The organism is Pararhodobacter sp. (assembly GCF_034676545.1).
Taxonomy (GTDB): Bacteria; Pseudomonadota; Alphaproteobacteria; order Rhodobacterales; family Rhodobacteraceae; genus Pararhodobacter.
The window spans coordinates 477,804-499,242 of sequence record NZ_JAUCBZ010000015.1; the positions used below are offsets into that span (position 1 = coordinate 477,804).

21 protein-coding genes are annotated in these 21,439 nt (G+C 62.2%); 12 read left to right on the top strand and 9 right to left on the bottom strand.

All coding sequences use genetic code 11. The annotated features are described in order from the left end of the window. Window positions 1-69: 69 nt before the first annotated feature. The 4 genes from VDQ28_RS05800 to VDQ28_RS05815 all read right to left on the bottom strand — a co-directional run bounded on the left by VDQ28_RS05800 (window position 70) and on the right by VDQ28_RS05815 (window position 2,097). Entirely contained in the window at window positions 70-501 is a 432-nt protein-coding gene (locus VDQ28_RS05800) for a flagellin (protein ID WP_323035030.1), read from the bottom strand. Window positions 502-631: 130 nt separating this feature from the next. Continuing rightward, window positions 632-1,351, bottom strand: a complete 720-nt coding sequence (locus tag VDQ28_RS05805) for a hypothetical protein (protein ID WP_323035031.1) — start codon at window positions 1,349-1,351, stop codon at window positions 632-634. Between the two features lie 282 nt (window positions 1,352-1,633). Next, the gene (locus tag VDQ28_RS05810; RefSeq protein ID WP_323035032.1) at window positions 1,634-1,996 is read right to left on the bottom strand and encodes a hypothetical protein; all 363 of its coding nucleotides are present in this window, start codon (window positions 1,994-1,996) and stop codon (window positions 1,634-1,636) included. Beyond that, window positions 1,993-2,097 carry a hypothetical protein gene (locus VDQ28_RS05815; RefSeq protein ID WP_323038071.1) on the bottom strand — a complete coding sequence of 35 codons (105 nt, stop codon included), beginning with the start codon at window positions 2,095-2,097 and terminating at the stop codon, window positions 1,993-1,995. The genes VDQ28_RS05810 and VDQ28_RS05815 overlap by 4 nt, the downstream gene beginning before the upstream one ends. A 272-nt stretch (window positions 2,098-2,369) precedes the next feature. Here VDQ28_RS05815 and VDQ28_RS05820 point away from each other — a divergent pair, with 272 nt between their 5' ends. After that, a complete protein-coding gene (locus VDQ28_RS05820; protein WP_323035033.1) occupies window positions 2,370-4,334 on the top strand; it encodes a flagellar hook-length control protein FliK in 1,965 nt (654 codons plus the stop codon). Between the two features lie 11 nt (window positions 4,335-4,345). After that, window positions 4,346-4,984, top strand: a complete 639-nt coding sequence (locus VDQ28_RS05825) for a flagellar hook capping FlgD N-terminal domain-containing protein (RefSeq protein WP_323035034.1) — start codon at window positions 4,346-4,348, stop codon at window positions 4,982-4,984. Window positions 4,985-4,990: 6 nt separating this feature from the next. Here the strand turns inward: VDQ28_RS05825 and ubiB are convergent, their stop codons facing one another. Further along, window positions 4,991-6,523: a 2-polyprenylphenol 6-hydroxylase gene (gene ubiB, locus VDQ28_RS05830; protein ID WP_323035035.1), complete on the bottom strand. Its 1,533-nt coding sequence runs from the start codon at window positions 6,521-6,523 to the stop codon at window positions 4,991-4,993. Between the two features lies 1 nt (window position 6,524). Continuing rightward, complete coding sequence (gene ubiE, locus VDQ28_RS05835) at window positions 6,525-7,277, bottom strand: bifunctional demethylmenaquinone methyltransferase/2-methoxy-6-polyprenyl-1,4-benzoquinol methylase UbiE (protein WP_323035036.1); 753 nt, start codon at window positions 7,275-7,277, stop codon at window positions 6,525-6,527. A gap of 96 nt (window positions 7,278-7,373) precedes the next feature. On the opposite strand from ubiE, the gene mutM reads away from it, so the two are divergent. The 10 genes from mutM to VDQ28_RS05885 all read left to right on the top strand — a co-directional run bounded on the left by mutM (window position 7,374) and on the right by VDQ28_RS05885 (window position 17,998). Beyond that, a complete protein-coding gene (gene mutM, locus VDQ28_RS05840) occupies window positions 7,374-8,237 on the top strand; it encodes a bifunctional DNA-formamidopyrimidine glycosylase/DNA-(apurinic or apyrimidinic site) lyase (RefSeq protein WP_323035037.1) in 864 nt (287 codons plus the stop codon). A 59-nt stretch (window positions 8,238-8,296) separates the two neighbouring features. Then, window positions 8,297-9,070 (top strand): enoyl-CoA hydratase, encoded by a 774-nt coding sequence (locus VDQ28_RS05845; protein WP_323035038.1) that lies wholly within the window; start codon window positions 8,297-8,299, stop codon window positions 9,068-9,070. Window positions 9,071-9,272: 202 nt separating this feature from the next. Then, window positions 9,273-9,539 carry a 30S ribosomal protein S20 gene (gene rpsT, locus VDQ28_RS05850; protein ID WP_323035039.1) on the top strand — a complete coding sequence of 89 codons (267 nt, stop codon included), beginning with the start codon at window positions 9,273-9,275 and terminating at the stop codon, window positions 9,537-9,539. 470 nt (window positions 9,540-10,009) lie between these two features. Further along, the gene (gene dnaA, locus VDQ28_RS05855; protein ID WP_323035040.1) at window positions 10,010-11,398 is read left to right on the top strand and encodes a chromosomal replication initiator protein DnaA; all 1,389 of its coding nucleotides are present in this window, start codon (window positions 10,010-10,012) and stop codon (window positions 11,396-11,398) included. Between the two features lie 105 nt (window positions 11,399-11,503). Continuing rightward, window positions 11,504-12,622, top strand: a complete 1,119-nt coding sequence (gene dnaN, locus VDQ28_RS05860) for a DNA polymerase III subunit beta (protein ID WP_323035041.1) — start codon at window positions 11,504-11,506, stop codon at window positions 12,620-12,622. Window positions 12,623-12,632: 10 nt separating this feature from the next. Further along, window positions 12,633-13,727: a DNA replication/repair protein RecF gene (recF, locus tag VDQ28_RS05865; protein WP_323035042.1), complete on the top strand. Its 1,095-nt coding sequence runs from the start codon at window positions 12,633-12,635 to the stop codon at window positions 13,725-13,727. Continuing rightward, a complete protein-coding gene (locus tag VDQ28_RS05870) occupies window positions 13,724-14,158 on the top strand; it encodes a VOC family protein (protein ID WP_323035043.1) in 435 nt (144 codons plus the stop codon). Before recF ends, VDQ28_RS05870 begins: the two co-directional genes overlap by 4 nt. Continuing rightward, window positions 14,155-14,775, top strand: coding sequence for a LysE family translocator (locus VDQ28_RS05875; RefSeq protein WP_323035044.1), 621 nt, complete (start codon window positions 14,155-14,157; stop codon window positions 14,773-14,775). Before VDQ28_RS05870 ends, VDQ28_RS05875 begins: the two co-directional genes overlap by 4 nt. A gap of 93 nt (window positions 14,776-14,868) precedes the next feature. Then, a complete protein-coding gene (gene gyrB, locus VDQ28_RS05880) occupies window positions 14,869-17,304 on the top strand; it encodes a DNA topoisomerase (ATP-hydrolyzing) subunit B (protein ID WP_323035045.1) in 2,436 nt (811 codons plus the stop codon). A gap of 337 nt (window positions 17,305-17,641) precedes the next feature. Next, window positions 17,642-17,998, top strand: a complete 357-nt coding sequence (locus VDQ28_RS05885) for an FCD domain-containing protein (protein ID WP_323035046.1) — start codon at window positions 17,642-17,644, stop codon at window positions 17,996-17,998. 20 nt (window positions 17,999-18,018) lie between these two features. Here the strand turns inward: VDQ28_RS05885 and VDQ28_RS05890 are convergent, their stop codons facing one another. Genes VDQ28_RS05890 through VDQ28_RS05900 form a run of 3 tightly spaced genes read right to left on the bottom strand, consistent with a single transcriptional unit; the run spans window position 18,019 to window position 21,374 of the window. Continuing rightward, window positions 18,019-18,444, bottom strand: coding sequence for a thioesterase family protein (locus VDQ28_RS05890; RefSeq protein ID WP_323035047.1), 426 nt, complete (start codon window positions 18,442-18,444; stop codon window positions 18,019-18,021). Continuing rightward, entirely contained in the window at window positions 18,441-19,862 is a 1,422-nt protein-coding gene (locus VDQ28_RS05895; protein ID WP_323035048.1) for a phenylacetate--CoA ligase family protein, read from the bottom strand. Before VDQ28_RS05895 ends, VDQ28_RS05890 begins: the two co-directional genes overlap by 4 nt. A gap of 57 nt (window positions 19,863-19,919) precedes the next feature. Further along, the gene (locus VDQ28_RS05900) at window positions 19,920-21,374 is read right to left on the bottom strand and encodes an aminomethyl transferase family protein (protein ID WP_323035049.1); all 1,455 of its coding nucleotides are present in this window, start codon (window positions 21,372-21,374) and stop codon (window positions 19,920-19,922) included. Between the last annotated feature and the right edge of the window lie 65 nt (window positions 21,375-21,439).

Genomic DNA, 21,439 nt, shown 5'->3' on the forward strand with positions numbered 1-21,439 from the left:
AATTGGGCCTCATGGTGCGAAGTCATGGGTCGGATGAAAAGGCCGGGGTGTTTAGCCCCGGCCAGTGTCTTAGCGGAAGAGCGACAGGATGTTCTGCGGTGCCTGGTTGGCAATCGACAGAGCCTGAATGCCCAGCTGCTGCTGCACTTGAAGCGCCTGCAACTTGGCCGAGGTTTCTTCCATATCGGCATCCACCAGCGAGCCGATACCTGACTTGAGCGAGTCCATCAGGTTGCTGACGTATTTACCCTGGATCTCGACCCGGCCCTGGGCCGAACCGAAGTCGGCGGCAGCCCGCACGGCGGTTTGGGTCAGACCCTCGATCGCGGACAACGCAGCCTCGGCACCTCTTTCGGTCGAGACGTCGATATCACCCAGGATCGCAAGCCCGCCACCTGCGGTTCCCGCCGTGGTCAATGTCGCAGTCGTGGTGATCGACGCCGTCGTGTTGTTGGTGATGTCGATGGCACCGTTGCTGCCCAGTTTGGCGGAGATGTTCACACCCGCTGCCTTGGCCTCAAAATTGAGGCGTGCGGTCAGTGCGGTTGCAATATCTGTAACCGTATCGCCATCACGGGCAACGTAGCTTACGGCGTTCGAAATACCCGTAAGGCCGCCAATGGAATACCCGTCACCTGCAAGGACCTTGTTGCCCGCACGCGCGGCCTGTACCCGTGTCGCCGACCACGGTCATCGTGGCGGTTGCCGCCGCCGCAATCGCGCCAGCGCCGGTCATGGCGGCTGCGGCCAGGTCGGTTCCTGCACCAGCGACGGCTTTCTGGGTGCCAAGGTCCACCTTGCCGGTCGAGATATTCGACGCGCTGACGTTGCCCGAACCATCACGGTCCAGCGACGCGAGAATATCAACCGTGCCCGAGCCTTTGATACCAGCGCCAGCACCCGTGCCGGCGACGGTCAGCGCAACACTGGCGCCGCCCTTGCGGTTCGACAGCATGTTGAGACCGTTGAACTGCGCCGAGCTGACGATGGTCGAGATCTGATCGCGAATCGCCGACAGATCGGTCTGCAATTTTTCACGGTCAACGTTGGCTTCCTGTGCACCAACGATCTTGCCCTTCATCTGGCCCAGGAGGTCGGTGATCTGTTCCGACGCCGAGCGCGCCGTGGCAATCGTCGATTCGCCGAGTGCCAGGCTGGATGAGATGGCCTTGAAGCCGGCGACGTCCGATTCCATCGTCTTGGAGATCGCCCAGACCGCAGAGTTGTCCTTGGCATTGGAAACCGACTTGCCGGTCGAGATTTCGTTCTGCGTCTGGCCCATGTTGGAGTTGATGTTGCGCAAAGTCTGCAACGCAACCATCGCGGAGTTGTTGGTCATAATCGAGGACATTGGTATTCCCTTTAAGAACGGGCGTTTTTACGCCGATTGAGCGCCGTCCGGGACGGCAACAATGCCCTTTCTGAGCCTGCGGGGTTCTGGTCTTTCAGAGGCCGCGCCACCGTGTTGGTGCAAGCTCAAAGTCGCGGTCAATCGCTAAGATGGCCTTAATTGCGCACCGCAAGACACAGAGCATTTCCTTCAAATTCTATGAAGTTGCCGAACGCTCGAACGCAAGACGGCGACCCTTGCAACAGGACCGCCGTTTTGTTTTTCAAGTTTTCATTCAGTGGCTTAAGCGCGCTTTTCCAAAGTTCCCCGGGGTGGATCGACATAATGCCTCTCACCATCGCGGGCATAGGTTTGGTCATCGCGCCGCGCCTTGAAGCGCTCGATCAGGCTGCGGGCGTCCCGCAATCCGCGCAACGCCGCCTCGAACAATTGCGCGTTTCGGGCGGCGTCACGCTGCACTTGCCGCGCCAGATCCACCTCATCTGATTTGGGAACGGGCTCTGCGGCCTCAATCCGCGCAAGTGTCGCCTCTTTGCGTGGCGCCAAACGAATCAGACCCGCCATATCGGCCTGTTTGAGGGCGCGTTTTTCCTGATCCAGCAAGACCAGCATACGCGCCAGATCGGCGCGGGCGGACCGGCTCATGCCCCCTGCCCCTGTTGCCGCGCAATCAGCGACCGTTCGATCTGGTCCGCCAGGCCAATGCCGCCACGCGCGACCATCGCACGCGCCTGTGCATCGGCCAGGAATGAGGTGAACTGCTCTTCGCCCTCGCCGCCGCCAAAGGATTCGGCCGCTTATAGACCCCGGCGCTTTTCAACATCTCGGCGAGAAACGACGTTTCAAGGGCCTCTGCACTGCGGCGAATTGGTGTCTGTTGCGCCGGCACCGGCGGGAGCGAAGGGGGGATAATGGTCATGTCGACTCCTTGGTTACCGCGCCAATCTGTCTGATCTCGGTAAAGAAGCGGTAACCAACGCCTGCTAAACCAACAGGACCCAACGAAAAGGAGGGGTTTATGTTTCCGGCCCTGCCAAGTGACCTTGCACCAAAAGCGACACTGCCCGCATCGCGCGCACTCTCGGGCGGTGACAACTCCGCATTTCATGCGTTTTTCGCAGCTTTCATGGGTGAAAATCGTGCCAAATCGGCGGATTTACCCGGCGACGAAAACGCGAAACATCAGGTGGCAGAGACCGAGGAAACCGTTTTGGCCGAGGCGGACGGCGTTGCTTTCGCACGCGAATCACCAAGCCGTCCGGCGATTGACCGCGGGCCGGCGGCAGCAGAATTGGCGTCTGCCAACCCTGCCGACCCGGGCACTGCGGCGGCGCCCGTGGCAGAGGCATTGCCGGAAACGCCCGTCGCCGCGCATGAAAACGATGCGCCGGATCTGCCGCAAGTGAGTCGCCCGGAGGCGGCTCTGGTTGCGGCTGTCAGCAATGATGCGCCATCGCCAGATACGCGTCGCCCTGACGGTTCACAGATGGTGGCACCAAAGGCCACGACGTCTGGTTTTCCGGCATCATCGCCGCCGGTGCCGGATGCCACGCCCGGGAGCAGTCAGCAATCTCCCGCCACGATCCCAGTAGCCACCTCACGCGCTGAGCCTTCGGGCCAGCCAAATGCCGCGCTTTTGTCGTCCGCGGATCGCGTCGATGTTGCCAGAAATGTTGCGGCCCCGGTTGCGGCCCCGGTTGCGGCCGAGCAGCAGCCGATAGAAGCCGGGTCGCAAGAGCTGTCAAACCGAACCGCAGATGCGTCTGACGTGCCCGCCGATTTGCCGATTGCCGAGCCGCGCACAAGGACAAGTCAGGGCACCCTTGCTGGCGAAAACGCTGGCTTGGTGCAGCGTTCTATGGCCACTGACCTTGCCAAACCACACAAGGTCGCAACCAGCGCCCACGCCGCGCTTGTCCAAGGTCGCCTTTCCATCGCGCAACCGCGCGATTTCGTGCCTGTTCTGGCCCGAGAGGTCGCGCCACACGCGGAATTGGCCGTGCCTGGCCCGTTGTCCGGATCGCCAGTCGGCCCCGCAGTCGCGGTCGAGGCCGCTGGCGTCAAGCCACCCCTCGTCACAAAGGCCGATACGATTGCCAAGGCCGCGTCGGTCACAGTCACCGCGATTCCCCCGGCAACAAGCGCAATTCCTGCGGCAACAACACCCACGCCAGTGCTGGACACGCCCGCGCTTGCCGCCAACCCTCAGATCAACAGCGCCGTACCGCAGAAACCCGCCCTTCGGACTGACGGCTCGGTGCCGGCGATGATGATGTACCACCGAATCAATCAACCGACCGAGCAGACCCGAACTCCCGGAGTCGCGCGGCCATTGGTCGGGTCATCTGCTGGACATGTCCCTGCGCCGATGGCGCACCAACCCATTGTACCCAAGTCAGCGCCAGGCGCTCAAAACGCCGAGCCCCCCTTGGTGACGCCGCCCGCAACGACCACGACGCATGCCGAGTCGCCGGAACCGACGCCGCTGGAATTCGCACGCCCAGCGCCCCTGGCTGACCCGGCAGCACCGCCAAGACACGTCGAAACCGTTCAGAGCATTGCCCGCCAGATCGCCACGCAGATCCCATCCGCCAACTCCGCCGGGTTCGAGGTCGCGTTGGCCCCGGATGAACTGGGGTCCGTTCGAATCAGACTGCACGCCGCCGAAGCGGGCAGTGTGTTGATCGTGCACGCGGAACGCCCCGAAACGATGGATTTGATGCGCCGCCATATTGCCACGCTGGAGCAGGATTTGCGCAATCTGGGCCATGAGTCGCTCTCGGTCCGGTTTGCCGGTGGTGGCCCCGGCGCGGGCTTCACGGGTGGATTTGGCAACGCCCACTCCGGCCAACAGGCCAACGCAGAATACGCGGCCACACACGGTGAGTCGGACCGATCGCACAGTGCAGACACGCCGCCAATTTCAGATCGCCTCAGGCCACCCGCCGCGATCGAAACCGATCACCTCGACCTTCGTCTCTGATAGGAAAGCCAATGGAAATCACCTCCAATTTCGGAACACCCGGCCCCGCAATGGGGACCGCGAGCGCGGGACAGTCTGATTACCAGACCTTCCTGAACATGCTGACGGTCCAGATGCGCAACCAGGACCCGTTGAACCCGATGAATTCGACGGAATTCGCGGTGCAACTGGCCACATTCTCTGGGGTTGAACAGCAAAGTTACACGAATCAGTTGCTGTCCTCGATGTTGAACCAGACCGGCCTGTCCGACCTCGGCTCATGGGTCGGCATGGAGGCGCGGATCTACGGCGGTGCGTGGTATGAAGGCGAATCCATCAAACTGACCCCGGACCCGGCCTTGGGTGCCGACGAGGTGACGCTGATCGTGCGCGACAGCAACGGCAATATTGTCGACAACAGATCTCTGGAGACAGACGCGTTGAGTTATGAGTGGGATGGCCTCGGTGCCGATGGCCAACCCCTGCCCGATGGCACTTATACCTTTGAAATCGAATCGAAATCCGAGGGTGAAGTGATCGACACGCAGCCTGTGGCCGCCTATGTGCCGATCCTCGAGGCGCGGTATGAAAACGGGGCAACGATGCTGGTTTTGCCGGGCAACCTCTGGGTTGACAGCGCCGCCGTGACCGGATTGCGCCGACCGTCATAGGGAAGATCAGAGCATGAGCAGAACCGTCGTGAACGCAGCCCAGGCAAAACTCGCGCCCGCGAAAAACCAGACCCAGGCGGGCGTGGTCTTGGGTGGGGTTGCCGCCGGATCGGGTTGACGGATCTTGAGCAGCGTCGATTCGACGAGACCCGGAAAATGCGGTCCGAAACGCGACACCATGCGCGCCGCCTTCGCCAAGTCTCGAGCCAGGGCGGCCGGCCCCAGGGTGGTGCGGATGTAGTCCTCGACCACGGGCTGCGCGACATGCCAGATGTTGATCGAGGGGTTCAACGACCGGGCGACCCCTTCGACCACAACCATCGTGCGTTGCAGCAAAATCAGCTCGGTCCGCGTCTCCATGCCAAACCGCTCGGTGACCTCGAAAAGATAGCTCAGCAAGCGCGCCATCGAAATCCCGGTCGCGTCCATACCGAAAATCGGCTCTCCGACCGAACGCAGCGCCCGCGCGAATTCATCAATGTCGCGATCGGCGGGCACATACCCTGCCTCGAAATGCACCTCGGCGACGCGGCGGTAATCCTTGCGGATGAAGCCAAACAGGATCTCGGCATAAACGCGGCGCGTGTATTCATCCAACTGCCCCATGATGCCGAAATCATAGGCGATCAGCGCACCATCCGCCCCGACCTTCAGGTTTCCCTGATGCATATCGGCGTGAAAATAGCCATCTCGCAACGCGTGTTTGAGGAACAGCCGCAAGACCCGCTCGCCCAATTCCATGCGATCAACGCCCAGCGCGTCGATTGCGTCGTTATCCCCCAGCGAGGCCCCCTCGGCCCAGCCCAGAGTCATCACGTTGCGCCCCGACAGATGCCAAACCGGGCGCGGCACGCGAAAACCCGCGTCGCCTTCGGTATTGGCGGCAAATTCGGCGGCCGCGGCGGTTTCCAGACGCAGATCCAGCTCGCCCATGACGACGCCCTCGAAATGCGCGATGACTTCGGTGGGCCGCAACCGCCGGGTCGAGGGCAGCGCGAATTCGATCAGGCCCGCGGCCAGATAAAAGGCGTCGATGTCGCGGCGAAACGCGCGCACGATGCCGGGGCGCAGAACCTTGACCGCCACATCCTCGCCGGTTTTGGCGATTCGCGCGCGGTGAACCTGCGCGATGGAAGCCGCGGCAACCGGTTCCGAGAACGCGCAAAACAGCACATCGACGGGCTGTTCAAGCTCGGCCGTGATCATCGCCCGCGCGCGATCAGTCGCGAAGGGAGGAAGCTGGTCTTGCAAATAGCGCAACTGGTTGGCCAACTCGAAGCCGACAATATCGGGCCGTGTCGACAGGATTTGGCCGAATTTGATATACGCGGGGCCAAGCGCCGTCAGCGCCCGCGTGACGGGTGGCAGCGCCGAATCACCGCGCAAACCCAGGAATTTGAACGGCCACCCCATGACCCGCGCCAGGATCCGCAAGCGGGGCGGCGCGTTCATGGCCTCCAACACGACTCGCATCGCGCCGGTGCGCTCGAAGGTGGCGCCGGTGCGAATCAGGCGCCAGAGATTGTGCGGACCGCGCATCTCAGAGCTTCCAGCCGGAGTGCAGCGCTGCGATGCCCATCGTCAGATTGCGGTATTTAACCTGATCGAAACCCGCCTCGCGGATCATCGACGCGAAGGTTTCTTGATCCGGAAATTTGCGGATTGATTCGACCAGATACTGATACGACTCGCGGTCATTGGCGATGATCTTGCCCATCACCGGGATCACATTGAAGGAGTAAAGGTCATAGGCTTTTTGCATGGCCTCGTTGGGAAGTTGGCTGAATTCCAGCACCATCAGCCGCCCACCGGGCTTCAGGACGCGGTAGGCCTCGGACAAGGCGTCGGGGATGCGGGTGACGTTTCGGATGCCGAAACTGATGGTGTAAACATCAAAGCTGTTGGCCTCGAACGGCAGGGCCATGGCGTCACCGACGACCCAATCCAGGCGCTGCGACAGACGTTCGGCCTCGGCGCGTTTGCGGCCTTCTTCAAGCATCGGTGCCGTCATATCCAGCACGGTCGCCCGCGCCGAATCACCCGCGCGCGACAGGAACCGAAACGCCACATCGCCAGTACCGCCTGCAACATCGAGCAAATGCTGACCCGGCCGCGGCGCCAGCCAATCCATCATCGCGTCTTTCCAGACCCGGTGGATCCCCATCGACATCACGTCATTCATGATGTCGTATTTTGAGGCCACGTTGGTGAAAACCTCGTGCACCATGCCGGCTTTCTGGTCTTCATCAACGGTTTGAAAGCCGAAATGCGTGGTGCGATTGTCCGGGCTCATGGCGTCCCCTCTCATGTCGAAACTGGGTCGATCTTGCGGATTGACCTTCCTTATCCGAGGATGCACCCCCTGCACAATGCGACGCCGGAGCCCGATGTGCCTGAATTACCCGAAGTCGAGACCGTTCGCCGGGGTTTGTCGCCCGCCATGGAAGGTCGGATCATCGAACGCGCCGAGATCCGCCGCGCGGGGTTGCGCTGGCCGTTCCCGGCCGGGCTGGCGGATCGGCTGACCGGCGCGCGGGTGGAACGGCTGCGCCGACGGTCGAAATATATCCTGATTGATCTGGATACGCAGGAGACGATTCTGATCCATCTGGGCATGTCAGGGCGCATGACCGTTTCGGGGCTGACGGCGGCTTTTGTGCCCGGAGAGTTCCACCACGCCCACCCGCAGATCGAGAAACACGACCATGTGGTGTTGCATATGGCGGGGGATGTGCGCGTGACGTTCAATGATCCGCGGCGGTTCGGGGCGTTGGATCTGATCGCGACGCACACCGCCGACGCACACCCTTTGCTGGCGCCGCTTGGCCCCGAACCTTTGGGCAATCTGTTTTCCGCCACCTATCTGCACGCGCGGCTGAAAGGGCGCAAAGGGCCGATCAAATCGCTGCTGCTGGATCAGCGAATCGTTTCCGGTCTGGGGAATATTTATGTCTGCGAGGCGCTGCACCGAAGCGGGATCCACCCGGAACGGGCGGGCGGACGGATTGGAATGGCACGCATCGAGCTGCTGACGACCATCATCCGCGAGGTGCTGCGCGAGGCCATCGAGGCGGGTGGTTCAAGTCTGCGCGACTACCGCCAGGCAGACGGCGAACTTGGTTATTTTCAACACAATTTTCGGGTTTACGACCGCGAGGGCGCACCCTGCCCGACACCCGCGTGTGGCGGAACCATTCGGCGCATCGTTCAGGGGGGTCGCTCCAGCTACTTCTGCCCGCAATGTCAGAGATAGCTTGATCCCTCTGCCCGTCCTGCTAGACGTGGGCGCTTAATTCGACGAACGAGGCTCTTATGGCTTACGAAACCATCGCAGTAGAGATCGCGCATTACGTCGCCCTGATCCGGTTGAACCGGCCCGAGGCTTTGAATGCGCTGAATGCACAAATGCTGACTGAATTGGCGGACGCGATGAAGGCCGCGGACCGCAACGACAAAGTGCGTTGCATTGTCCTGACCGGGTCTGAAAAGGCGTTTGCCGGGGCAGACATCAGCGAAATGTCGAGCAAGACTTTTGTCGAGATGTTCGAGAGCGACTATTTCACCGCCGAGACGGATTCGATCTGCAACACACGCAAGCCCGTCATCGCTGCCGTTGCCGGCTATGCGCTGGGCGGCGGCTGCGAGCTGGCGATGATGTGTGACTTCATCATTGCCGCCGACACCGCCAAATTCGGCCAGCCAGAGATCAATCTGGGCGTGGTCGCGGGCATTGGCGGCACGCAGCGCCTGACGCGGTTTGTCGGCAAATCCAAGGCAATGGACATGCATTTGACCGGTCGCTTCATGGATGCCGAGGAGGCCGAGCGCTCGGGACTGGTCAGCCGCGTGGTTCCGGCCAAGAAACTGATCGAAGAGGCGATGTCGGCAGCGCAAAAGATCGTCTCCAAGTCGGGGATCGCAACCAAGGTTGTCAAGGAAGCGGTCAATCGCAGCTATGAGACGACCCTGCGCGAAGGCATCCTGTTCGAGCGGCGGATATTCCACGCGCTGTTCAACACCGAGGACCAGAAAGAGGGCATGAGCGCCTTTCTGGAAAAGCGCGAAGCACAGTTCCGCGACCGCTAAACCCACGACCGGATCTGCGATGGCCAGCCTGTCGGGCTGGCCTTTTTGCAGGGTGGCAGTTTGCGCTTTCCTTTGTCGACGCTTTGACCTAAAAGCCGCCCCACATGCGCGTGGGCCCGCTTAGGCAAGAATCGACCTGATCCAGTGTGATCGGTGGGTCTGTGCGCAAAGATATTGAAACAGACCCGAAAGAGATCGTCCCATGGCCAATACCCGTCAATCCGCAAAGCGCGCCCGTCAAAACGACGCCCGCTTCGAAATCAACAAAGCCCGCCGCTCGCGCATCCGCACCTATTTGCGCGCCGTCGAAGACGCGCTGGCAAAAGGCGACGCAGAAGCCTCGAAAGCGGCGCTGATTGCCGCCGAGCCGGAACTGATGCGCGGCGTTACCAAAGGCGTTCTGCACAAGAACACCGCAGCGCGCAAAATGTCGCGCCTGTCGTCGCGCGTGAAGGCTCTGAACGCCTGATCGACCGAAATCGAAACTGATTGAAAAGCGCATCCCCGGGTGCGCTTTTTTGATTCTGACATATGCCTTTTTTGATTCTGGCTTGGTTTTCAGGGCCTTGTTTTTGACCCTGTGGCCGGAAACCCACGACCCCTCCGATTCCTTTCACGGCAATTCATGTCAAGCGCGTTGTTCGGTTGCCGCCGCCGCCGCCGAGTTGGTATCGTCTTCGTGAGACGCACGAACCCTGGGGGGGTTCCCGGCTGATTCTGACACTTTCCCAACCTGCGGTTTTTCCGCGGGATGCTGTGTCAATCGCCCTGCGACAGCGATGTCCGCAGGGCTGCCGTTTGCCCCTGACTTTGTGGCGAGTCTGCGCACTGCCAAGCGCAAAGGGTGTTGTGCGTTGCTGAACTGGGACTCGGAAAACCGGGCACAAAAAAAATGGAATTACCCGCACGGGCTCTGTGCGGACGATGGGTCGGGACAGGATGACAAAAGCAGCGTGGGGCGATGTCCGCAAAAATCTACGGACGTCGGTTGGGGAAAACAATTTTATCACTTGGATTGCACCATTGGAACTGGCCGCTGTGGACGCTGATGTCGCCACGCTGACCGCACCGACGAATTTCATTGCAAACTGGGTCAACCGGAATTTCGCGGATCATATCCTGCGGGCGATGGCCTCGCATGGGTTGCCGACGCAGCGCATCGAGATTGATGTGCAGGCGCGGAGCTCCTCGGCCGCCGAGCGCATTCAACGCACGCTGACAGCGCAAGACGACACGGCACGCCCTTTGCGCGCGACGCCCGCCGCAGCCCAGCGCCCAGAGGAGGATATCCCCACCGCAACGCTGGACGCGCGCTTTACCTTTGACAATTTTGTCGTCGGCAAGCCGAACGCGCTGGCCCATGCCGCCGCGCGTCGTGTGGCCGAGGGTGGGCAGGTCACGTTCAACCCGCTGTTCCTCTATGGTGGCGTCGGTCTGGGCAAGACCCACCTGATGCACGCGATCGCCTGGGAATTGCAGGCCCGGCAACCGGGCGCGCGGGTGCTGTATCTCAGCGCCGAGCAATTCATGTACCGTTTTGTGCAGGCCCTGCGCGACCGGCAGATCATGGATTTCAAGAGCCTGTTCCGCTCGGTGGATATCCTGATGGTGGACGATGTGCAGTTCATCGCCGGCAAGGAAAGCACGCAAGAGGAATTCTTCCATACCTTCAACGCGCTGGTGGATCAGGGCAAGCAGATCGTGATTTCCGCCGACCGTGCGCCCGGGGAAATCAAGGATCTGGAGGAGCGAATCAAGAGCCGCCTGTCCTCGGGTCTGGTGGTCGATCTGCACCCGACCGATTACGAATTGCGGCTGGGGATCTTGCAGCAAAAGGTCGAGCTGAACCGCACGACCTATGGCGATGTCGACATCGGCGCGGGCGTTCTGGAGTTTCTGGCGCATCGCATCACCACCAATGTGCGCGTGCTGGAAGGCGCCCTGACGCGGCTCTTTGCGCTGGCGTCTCTGGTCGGCCGTGAGGTGACGCTGGATCTGGCGCAGGATTGCCTGTCGGATATTTTGCGCTCCTCGGATCGCAAGGTCACGGTCGAGGAAATCCAGCGCAAGGTGTCCGAGCATTACAACATCCGCCTGTCGGATATGATCGGGCCAAAGCGGTTGCGGGTGATCGCGCGTCCGCGTCAGGTGGCGATGTATCTGGCGAAACAGATGACCACGCGGTCGTTGCCGGAAATCGGGCGGCGCTTTGGCGGGCGGGATCACACGACGATCATGCATGGGGTGCGCAAGGTCGAAGAACTGCGGGCAAATGACACGCAACTGGCCGAAGACCTTGATCTGTTGCGGCGTTTGCTGGAAAGCTGAACCTTGACGCGGCCTTCAAAGGGCCGCAAACAAACAAGAAGAAATATGTGACCGGGCCGGGCTGGCATATGTCAGCACCGGCCTGAGTTGTCGGAGGGGATCGCGATGAAACTGAGTATTGAACGCGCAGCGCTGCTGAAGGCAGTGTCCCAGGCGCAATCCGTCGTCGAGCGTCGCAACACGATCCCGATTCTGGCCAATGTGCTGATCGAGGCCGAGGGCGACACGGTCAGTTTCCGCGCGACCGATCTGGATATCGAGGTGGTGGACCGCGCCAACGCGATGGTGGAACGCGCCGGGGCGACCACCGTGTCGGCGGTGATGCTGCATGAAATCGTGCGCAAGCTGCCGGATGGCGCGCTGGTGTCGCTGACCGACGATCAGCGCACCGGGCGTCTGGCGGTCGAGGCGGGGCGCTCGACCTTCTCGCTGGCGACGCTGCCCAAGGAAGATTTCCCGGTCATGGCCAGCTCGGAATATCACAGCAATTTCTCGGCCAAGGCGGGCGATCTGCGCCGCCTGTTCGACAAGTCGAAATTCGCGATCTCGACCGAGGAAACCCGCTATTACCTGAACGGCGTCTATATGCATGTGGCAACCGGCGAGGATGGCAAGGTGTTGCGCTGCGTGGCGACCGACGGCCACCGTCTGGCGCGGATCGACACGCCATTGCCCGAGGGTGCCGAGGGAATGCCCGGCGTCATCGTGCCGCGCAAAACCGTGAACGAGCTGCGCAAATTGCTGGAGGAAGACGACGCCGCCATCGCGATTTCGGTGTCGGAAACCAAGGTGCGGTTCGCGACGCCCAGCATTGCGCTGACGTCCAAGGTGATCGACGGGACCTTCCCCGATTACACGCGGGTGATTCCGGCGGGCAACACCAAGCGGCTGGAAGTGGATGCCTCGGAATTTGCCAAGGCCGTGGACCGGGTTGCCACGGTGTCGTCCGAACGCTCGCGCGCCGTGAAACTGGTGCTGGAAGAGGACAAGCTGACCCTGTCGGTGAACTCGCCAGACAGCGGCAACGCGCAAGAAGAACTGGTCGTCGCCTATGCCGATGAACCGCTGGAAATCGGCTTTAACGCCAAATATCTGCTGGAGATCTCCAGCCAGATCGACCGCGAGAATGCCGTGTTCATGCTGAACTCGTCGGGCGACCCGGCGCTGGTGCGCGAAGGCTCGGACACCAGCGCGGTGTATGTCGTGATGCCGATGCGCGTCTGACGCCGTTGCCTTGACCCGTCTGACACACCTGCGGCTGGCGCATTTTCGCTCGCATATCCGCGCCGAGGCCGGTTTCGACGGGCGGCCCGTGGTGCTGTTTGGCGACAATGGCGCGGGCAAGACCAATCTGCTGGAGGCGATTTCCCTGTTGTCCCCCGGTCGCGGCTTGCGGCGGGCGGCGGCCGAGGATCTGATCGCGCAACCCGAGGGGTTGGGCTGGAAGATTGCCGCGACCCTGAACCGTGCCGGCACTTTGCACGACATCGAAACCGAGGGACGACCCGGATCGCCGCGCAGCCTGCGGATTGATGACAAGGCCGCGCCGCAATCCGCGCTGGGCCGGGTGTCGGCGATGTTGTGGTTGACCCCGGCGATGGATCGGCTGTGGATCGAGGGGGCCGAGGGGCGCCGGCGGTTTCTGGATCGTCTGGTGCTGGGGTTCGAGCCGGACCATGCCGAGGCCGTGCTGGGCTATGAAAAAGCCATGCGCGAACGCAACCGGTTGCTGCGTGAGGAGGTGCGCGATGCCGCATGGTATGGCGCGCTGGAGACGCGGATGGCCGGGTTTGGCGCGCAGATCATCGCCAATCGCGCGGCCACGCTGGCGCGGCTGGCGGCGGCGAGTGACCCCGACAGCCCGTTTCCGCACGCCGATCTGACGCTGCTCGATGACGCCCCGCCCGATGAATTTTCGCTGGCCGAGGCCTGGGCCGAGGGGCGCCGCCGCGATATGGCCGCCGGGCGCACGTTGATCGGGCCGCACCGCGCCGATCTGGGGGCGGTCTGGGGAGCGCGTGGAATGCCCGCCGCGCAATGCTCCACCGGCGAGCAAAAGGCCATGCTGATCGCGCTGATCCTCGCCCATGCCCGCGCGCTGCGGCAGGACACGGGCATACCGCCGATTGTCCTGCTTGATGAGGTCGCAGCGCATCTTGACGAGGGTCGCCGCGCCGCGCTTTATGACGCGATCTGCACCTTGGGCGCACAGGCTTTTCTCAGCGGAACCGGCCCCGAATTGTTCACCCATCTCGGCACTCGCGCGCAATGTTTTCGCGTCCACGCGGATGCGGGACACTCCAACCTTCAAGAAAGCCCGTTGCCATGAAAAGCCAACGCGTCACGTTGATCACCCTGGGCGTCGCCGATCTCGACCGGGCCAAAGCGTTTTACGCGGCTTTGGGCTGGCACCCTGAGGAGGCCACCGAGGGCGTGGTGTTCTACGATCTGGGCGGGATGAAGCTGGGGCTGTTCGGGCTTGGCCCTCTGGCCAAGGATCAGGGCCGCGCGGGGACCGCGCTGGGCACGGGTGCCATGACCCTGGCGCAGAATTTCCCCGACCGCGCCGGGGTGGACGCCGCCTTTGCACAGGCTGAAGCCGCCGGTGCAACCGTGTTGAAGCGCCCGGAGGCGGTGTTTTGGGGTGGCTATAGCGGCTATTACGCCGACCCTGACGGCCATGTCTGGGAATTGGCGCACAACCCGTTCTGGCCGATGGATGCCGACGGAACCCTGACAACGGCGGCCCCAGACGTATGACCATCACAGCGCATCAACTGCTGCTCTACGCGGGCGGCATGGCGATCTTGTGGGCAATCCCCGGCCCGGTCTGGGTGGCGCTGATCGCCCGCGCCTTGTCCGGCGGGATGCGCGGGGCGTGGCCTTTGGCGGTGGGCGTGGCGCTGGGCGATCTGATCTGGCCGCTCTGCGCGATTTTCGGCCTGACCTGGATCCTGTCGCTGTACGGCGGTTTCCTGGAGGGGTTGCGCTGGGTGGCGGCCTTGATTTTCATCGGCATGGGCGTGATGCTGCTGCGCAAACCCGCCGAGGCCCCCTCGGCCAATCGCGCCATGACGCGACCGGGCCTGTGGGCGGGGTTTGTCGTCGGCCTGGCGGCGGTGATCGGCAACCCCAAGGCGATCCTGTTCTACATGGGCATGTTGCCGGGCTTCTTTGACCTGACCCGCGTCACGGCGGGCGATATCCTGGCGATCATCGCCGTCTCTGCCTTTGTGCCGATGGTGGGCAACCTGTGCCTCGCACTGTTTCTGGACAAGTCGCGCAAGCTGTTGTCCAGCCCCACGGCGCTGCATCGCCTGAACCAGGGCGCGGGCGGATTGCTGGTGCTGGTCGGTCTGGCGATCCCGTTTACATGAGCCACCAAGCAAACCCCTAAATCTTGTGTCCAAGGCGTGACATTCCCCCTGCCAACCGCTATGAATGGCGCAGGTAATTCACGGATTTGAAGCATGACGGCAGACCTCGCTCCGCGCGAAGATTATGGCGCGGATTCCATCAAGGTTCTCAAGGGCTTAGACGCTGTTCGCAAGCGTCCTGGCATGTATATCGGCGACACCGATGATGGCTCTGGCCTGCATCACATGGTGTACGAGGTCGTCGATAACGGGATCGATGAGGCTTTGGCCGGTCACGCGACCTCTGTGTCGGTGAAAATTCATGCCGATAGCAGTGTTTCTGTGCGCGACAATGGGCGTGGCATACCGACCGACATTCACACCGAAGAAGGGGTCAGCGCCGCCGAGGTCATCATGACCCAGCTTCATGCGGGCGGAAAATTCGACCAGAACAGCTATAAGGTTTCGGGCGGTCTGCACGGCGTTGGCGTGTCGGTGGTGAACGCGCTCTCGGATTGGCTGGAGCTGCGCATCTGGCGCGGCGGCAAGGAATGGGTCGCGCGGTTTGAAAACGGCGATACCGTCGAGCACCTGCGCGAGGTTGGCCCGGCGAATGGTCAAAAAGGCACCGAGGTGCGTTTTATGGCCAGCTCCAAGATCAATCGCCCGGACGGGACGTTCTCGAATCTCGATTATGTGTTCAAGACGCTGGAAAACCGGCTGCGCGAATTGGCGTTCCTGAATTCGGGCGTCAAGATCGTTGTCGAGGATGAGCGCCCCGCGGAACCGCTGAGAACCGAGTTCTGTTTCGAGGGCGGCGTGCGGGAATTCGTGCGCTATATCGACCGCTCAAAAACCGCCGTGATGCCCGAGCCGATCTATATCGAGGGCACGCGCGACGATATCGGCGTCGAGGTGGCGATGTGGTGGAACGACAGCTACCATGAGACGGTGCTGCCCTTTACCAACAACATCCCGCAGCGCGACGGCGGCGCGCATCTGGCCGGCTTTCGCGGTGCCCTGACCCGGACGATCAACAACTATTCGCAATCCTCGGGCATCGCCAAGAAGGAAAAGATCAGCTTTACTGGCGATGACGCGCGCGAGGGTCTGACCTGCGTGCTGTCGGTCAAGGTGCCGGACCCGAAATTCAGCAGCCAGACCAAGGACAAGCTGGTCTCCAGCGAGGTTCGCCCGGCGGTGGAGAATCTGGTCGGTGAAAAACTGGCCGAATGGTTCGAGGAAAACCCGCAGATCGCCAAGGCCGTGGTCGGCAAGATCATCGAGGCCGCGCTGGCCCGTGAGGCGGCGCGCAAGGCCCGCGACCTGACCCGGCGCAAGACCGCACTGGATGTCGCCAGCCTGCCCGGCAAGCTGGCCGACTGTCAGGAACGCGACCCGGCGAAATCCGAACTGTTCCTCGTCGAGGGGGACTCGGCCGGTGGGTCGGCCAAACAGGGCCGTTCGCGCCACAATCAGGCGGTCCTGCCGCTGAAAGGCAAGATCCTGAACGTCGAGCGGGCGCGGTTTGACCGGATGCTGGGCAGTCAGGAAATCGGCACGCTGATCACCGCGCTGGGCACCGGCATCGGGCGCGACGAATTCGACCTGAGCAAATTGCGCTACCACAAGATCGTCATCATGACCGACGCCGACGTGGACGGCGCGCATATCCGCACGCTGCTGCTGACGTTCTTCTTCCGGCAAATGCCGTCGCTGATCGAGGCAGGCCACCTCTATATCGCCGAGCCGCCGCTCTACAAGGTGGCACGCGGCCGCTCCGAGGTGTACCTCAAGGATCAAGCTGCGCTCGACGATTACCTGATCGCACAAGGCATCGAGGGCGCTTTGCTCAAGCTGAAATCAGGGCTTGAGATTGCAGGTGCCGATTTGCTGCGGGTCGTGGGCGAGGCGCGCGCCGTGAATCGGGCGCTGATGTCGTTCCCGACGAACTATCCCCGCAACATCCTGGAGCAGGCAACGATTGCCGGGGCGCTGATCCACGGCCAGTTGGATGAAAACGCGCAGGGCGTGGCCGATGCGGTTGCGCTGCGTCTGGACCTGATCGCGCCGGAATATGAAAAAGGCTGGCAGGGTCGCCCCACGCAGGACCACGGGCTGCGCCTGTCGCGGATGCTGCGCGGTGTCGAGGAACAGCGCGTGCTGGATGGCCCGGTGCTGCGCTCGGGCGAGGCGCAACGACTTGCGCGCTACACGGGCGCGTTGCAGGAAATCTATCGCGAGACGGCAACCCTGGTGCGGCGCGACCGCAGCGTCGCCGTGCATGGCCCGCTGGATTTGTTGCAAGCGATCCTGACCGAAGGCGAAAAGGGCCTGTCCTTGCAGCGTTACAAGGGTCTGGGCGAAATGAATCCCGATCAGCTTTGGGAAACCACGCTGGACCCGGAGGCCCGCACCCTGCTGCAAGTGCGCATTGATGATCTCGCCGAAGCCGACGACATCTTCAGCAAGCTGATGGGCGATGTGGTGGAGCCGCGCCGCGAGTTCATTCAGCGCAATGCCCTGAGCGTGGAAAACCTGGACGCATAAAAGCCTGTAGGGGAGCGCATATTTTTTGGGGGTGTTGGTCAATGCCTTTCCGCAGTTATTAAACTTTTCAAAGGGTTAGGCTCCAAGTACGTCACTTGGGCTTCCTGCTTCGCTCGACTTCAAACCGAGCGAGCGTCAGGTTCATAGCATCGGGACAGACACCGCCGCATCCGGCTTTTCGGCCGGAGGGTATACGGCAATGGCTGTAGCTGGCGCGCGGGTTTTCGGAATGGCGCACCGTCGAGTTCAACCGCGGCAAAGGCGGCGCAGACACCGTGCATTCTGGCCCGCCGGAGGAGGTTTGCCGCGAGACGTGACTGGCCCTGGGAGAGCGGCTGTGTGTCCGGGAACCGGCTATACGCGAGCCGACATGGTGTTCCACAACGCGATCATCGAAAGCGGTGGCAACCGGTCGATCGGACGGGTCTATCCACACACCATCGGGCCGCCAATGGCGCTGCGCACGACTCTGTTCACGGCACTGAACGCGCTGTTAGGCCGGTCGATGGACAAGCATACTCGGTTGATCGAGGCCTGCCGGGACCGGGGCGCCGACCGGGCAGCAGCGATCGCGCGCGAACACATCTTTCATCTGATCGAGGATTTCGAGGGTCTGCGCGCGACGCCGCGCCCAAGGGCCAAAGCGCCAAACTGTAGCCCGGGTTCACCCAGCGCCATTTCAGGGCGTCGTTGAATCCCCGCGCGTCCGCAGGGCTATTCGGTGTTTGATCGACCAAACGTTTCCACAATCTCAGCGGGGATTGGTGCCGAAGACAAGCGACCGGTCTCCGGGTCTTTGACCGACCAGACGCGGGTATCCACGGCCTCGACGCACAGCCGGTCGCCCAGCGTGACCCGGTGCCGGATCTTGAAACTCGAGGTCCCAAGCTCGATAAACGCGCTCTGGATGGTCACCGTGTCACCATAGCGGGCAGGCGCCCGAAATCTGGCGTTGGTCTCGACCAGCGGGCAGCCGACGATGTTGAACGTCTTGACCATCTTTGGCTTTGGCCAACCCGCGGCCCCATAGAGCAGGGTCGTGCAATGGTCGAACCAGCGGGCAAAGTTGGGGTTGAAGACGATGCCGGCGGGGTCACACTCGCCCCATTCGACGTCGCGGGTCACGGTGTTCGTGGTCATGCTGGCATCCTTTCATCGAAGACCCGTTTGGCCTTCATCGGTGATTTGGGCAGGCTGTCCGGCGCCACCACCTGAACATCGCAGCGCACCTCGCAGCGGCTGCGGATTTCCCTGGCCACAGCAGCGGCTGCCGTTGGATCGGTGTGCTCCACTTTCACAGTCATCACATCCAACCCGTCTTCCTGTTTGCGCAAATGGATCTGGAACTCGTCGCCGGTGCCGGAGACGGCGCGCACGGCTTCTTCGATCTGGACCGGAAAGAACTTGATGCCGCGCAGGTTGATCAGGTCGTCTGCGCGGCCGGTCATGCAGCCCATGCCCTTGACGTGGTTGCGTCCACAGGCGCAGGGCGCGGTGCTGAGCGTGGTGTAATCGCCCACCAGAAACCGAAGCTGCGCCGAGCTTTCCGAGGTCAGGTTGGTACAGACGGTCAACCCCTTGTGTCCCTCGGGGGTTGCCGCCAAGGTATCGGGATCGACAGTTTCCCAGACCTGGATATCCTCCATCAGGTGAATGAAATTCTGCGCGCCGGTCTGGTATTCGGGGCAGGAATAGCCGCCGCAATGCGGGCTGACCTCGGTGCAGCCGTAGAACTCGATGGCGGTTGCCCCCCACAAGGCTTGCAGCTTTTCCATGGTCCCAGCGACGCCCGAGAACGGTTCGCCGCCGGTGATCATCCAGTTGATCGAACTCGCGGCAGGGTCCAGCCCCATGTCCTGCATCACGCGCGCGAGGTAAAAGGCGTAGGACGGCGTGCAGACCAGGGTCGTCGGCTTGAAGCGGTCGATCAACATGGCGCGCGCCTGGCCGTCCATCCCGCCGCCAGGGATCACCGGCATCTCCATGGCCGCCAGAGTATACTGCACGCCCCAGGCGAACACATGCGGGCCAAAGCCGACCATCGGGATCGCGCTGTCGCCCTTGCGCAGCCCGCCGGAATAGAGCGCCCGCGCATTCGCCTGTTCCCAGAAACGCCGGTCGAAATGGGTGTAGCGGAACACACGCGGCGTGCCGGTCGAGCCCGACGACGAGAACAGCATCCAGCCCCGGTCCGCCCATTCCGCCGGGCCGCAGGTGGTGTAGGTCCCATAGGGCGGATGGGCCCGCGCATCGTCCATCATCTCCTGTTTGGTGACGACGGGCCAGTTGGCGATCAGGCTTTCGACCGAGGTCAAGTCAGTCGGCGCGACCCCCAGTTTGTCAAAGCGGCGGCGGTAAAAGGCGCTGTTCTCATACAGGAAGGGCGCGACGGCGGCGATCTTCTGGTCCTGCACCGCGCGGGTCTGGTCGCGCGACCAAGTGTCCTTGGGTGACCAGTAGTCGGCACTGAACGGAGTCACGCGTTCGTCCAGCGTCGCTTCAAGCACCCGTTTCCAGTGCGTGCGGGTTTCCTCGGCCCGCGTGGACGGATGGGTCATGGTGTTCCTCCCGGCAAATGGTCCGGCCCGCATGTCGCGGGCCGGGAGTGTTCGTCCTTAGACGTCGTGCAGCGAGCCGCGCTTGATGCCGATATCGCTGCGATAGCTTTGCGCCGCGCGGCTGATCGGGCTGGGCGCGACGGTGGCGCGGATCTTGACCTGCTTGTGCGGTTCCAGGTTGCCCCCGCTGCGGCTGCCGCCGCCATCCTCGCCCCAATGCAGGATCACCTCTGTGCCCGGCTCGGCAAAACCTGCATCGACCGAGGCCAGCGACATCATCGCGCGCTCGTTCTCGGTATAGCCGGGATAGGTTGCGAGGCCGATCATGTTGCCCTCGGTGTCCGTAACCTTGTCGTAATGCATCCGCGCCGTGGCCGCCAAGGGCAACGTGATGGTCAGCGCTTTGTCCTTTTGCTCGCCGCCCTCGAACTGCGCCTGCATCACCGAAAGCACGTCGTCGGCGTTCCAGACCAGCGTCACTTTCTTGCGATGCGGTTTGTCCTTGATCGCTTCCAGCGCTGCGCGGCCGATATAGTCGTGATCGAACTTGATGATATGGCCATAGTTCACGTCGTAAGGTGTGAGATAGTAGTCTTGGATGTTTTCGGAATAGAAACTGCCGCCCAGCGACATCCGCATCGAGGCGTTCTTGGACGACATCCAGTCACGGTAGCCGCTGGTTCCCGGGCCGGTATAGACCGCCGAGACCGGCACCGCCCACCAGCCGGATTCAATCACCGTCGTGAAATAGGCGATTGAGCCGACCATCCGCAGGCCGTATTTTTCGCCGGCTTTCTGAATCAACCGTTTGACATCGCGGTATTCTTCCCAGGGACCATAGATTTCCAGCCCGGGCATGCCGCCCATCGAATGCCGCATCCCGCGCGCGCGGTGCTTGCCCAGACCGATCTCGGCCGATTTGAAGAACTTGATCTCGGGCAGTGGGCCGCCGTTGAGTTCTTCCAGCAATTCCCAGGCCTTGGGCCCTTCGACCTGAAAGCGGTAGAACTCGCGCTTCTTGGCCTTGTTCAAGGTCCACATCGGGTCGGCCTCGACGGTCACGTCGAACTCCAGCGCCTCGGCGTTGTATTCTACCCATTCGGTGGTCGCCGGGTTGCCGACGACCATGTAGTCGTTCTCGCCCTGCCGATAGAGGATCGCGTCGCCAATCAGGTAGCCCTCGGGCGAGCAGCACACCAGTTGCTTGGCCGCGCCGACCTCGAAATTCTTGAACGTGTTGACCGACAGATATTGCGTGAATGCCAGCGCATCAGGCCCACGCACATGGGTCGAGCACATGTGATAGCTTTGATCGTGCACGGCGATGGTATTGCGCCACGCCCATTGCTCGTCACGCCAGGTGGTGAACTCAGGGCGCACGCCGTCGCCCGGCATCATCTGCGTGTAGATCGTCAGCGCGTTTTTCGGCGCATTGCGAAACAAGTGGTCCGTAATATTCGGAACCACCTTCAGCAGGTCATTCATCGTCTTGATTTCGGCTTCGTTGGCCATGGGTCTCTCCTCCGCAAGAGCTCTGCCGAAGGCATTCGGCACGAGTTGATATCGCAACCAATTAA

Coding starts and splice junctions, on each gene's coding strand:
- dnaA (WP_323035040.1), top strand. CDS start 10,010: ATGACAAAAGCAGCGTGGGGCGATGTCCGCAAAAATCTACGGACGTCG.
- VDQ28_RS05810 (WP_323035032.1), bottom strand. CDS start 1,996: ATGAGCCGGTCCGCCCGCGCCGATCTGGCGCGTATGCTGGTCTTGCTG.
- VDQ28_RS05805 (WP_323035031.1), bottom strand. CDS start 1,351: ATGTCCTCGATTATGACCAACAACTCCGCGATGGTTGCGTTGCAGACT.
- gyrB (WP_323035045.1), top strand. CDS start 14,869: ATGACGGCAGACCTCGCTCCGCGCGAAGATTATGGCGCGGATTCCATC.
- rpsT (WP_323035039.1), top strand. CDS start 9,273: ATGGCCAATACCCGTCAATCCGCAAAGCGCGCCCGTCAAAACGACGCC.
- VDQ28_RS05845 (WP_323035038.1), top strand. CDS start 8,297: ATGGCTTACGAAACCATCGCAGTAGAGATCGCGCATTACGTCGCCCTG.
- VDQ28_RS05875 (WP_323035044.1), top strand. CDS start 14,155: ATGACCATCACAGCGCATCAACTGCTGCTCTACGCGGGCGGCATGGCG.
- dnaN (WP_323035041.1), top strand. CDS start 11,504: ATGAAACTGAGTATTGAACGCGCAGCGCTGCTGAAGGCAGTGTCCCAG.
- VDQ28_RS05895 (WP_323035048.1), bottom strand. CDS start 19,862: ATGACCCATCCGTCCACGCGGGCCGAGGAAACCCGCACGCACTGGAAA.
- VDQ28_RS05870 (WP_323035043.1), top strand. CDS start 13,724: ATGAAAAGCCAACGCGTCACGTTGATCACCCTGGGCGTCGCCGATCTC.
- VDQ28_RS05820 (WP_323035033.1), top strand. CDS start 2,370: ATGTTTCCGGCCCTGCCAAGTGACCTTGCACCAAAAGCGACACTGCCC.
- VDQ28_RS05825 (WP_323035034.1), top strand. CDS start 4,346: ATGGAAATCACCTCCAATTTCGGAACACCCGGCCCCGCAATGGGGACC.
- VDQ28_RS05890 (WP_323035047.1), bottom strand. CDS start 18,444: ATGACCACGAACACCGTGACCCGCGACGTCGAATGGGGCGAGTGTGAC.
- VDQ28_RS05900 (WP_323035049.1), bottom strand. CDS start 21,374: ATGGCCAACGAAGCCGAAATCAAGACGATGAATGACCTGCTGAAGGTG.
- ubiB (WP_323035035.1), bottom strand. CDS start 6,523: ATGCGCGGTCCGCACAATCTCTGGCGCCTGATTCGCACCGGCGCCACC.
- ubiE (WP_323035036.1), bottom strand. CDS start 7,277: ATGAGCCCGGACAATCGCACCACGCATTTCGGCTTTCAAACCGTTGAT.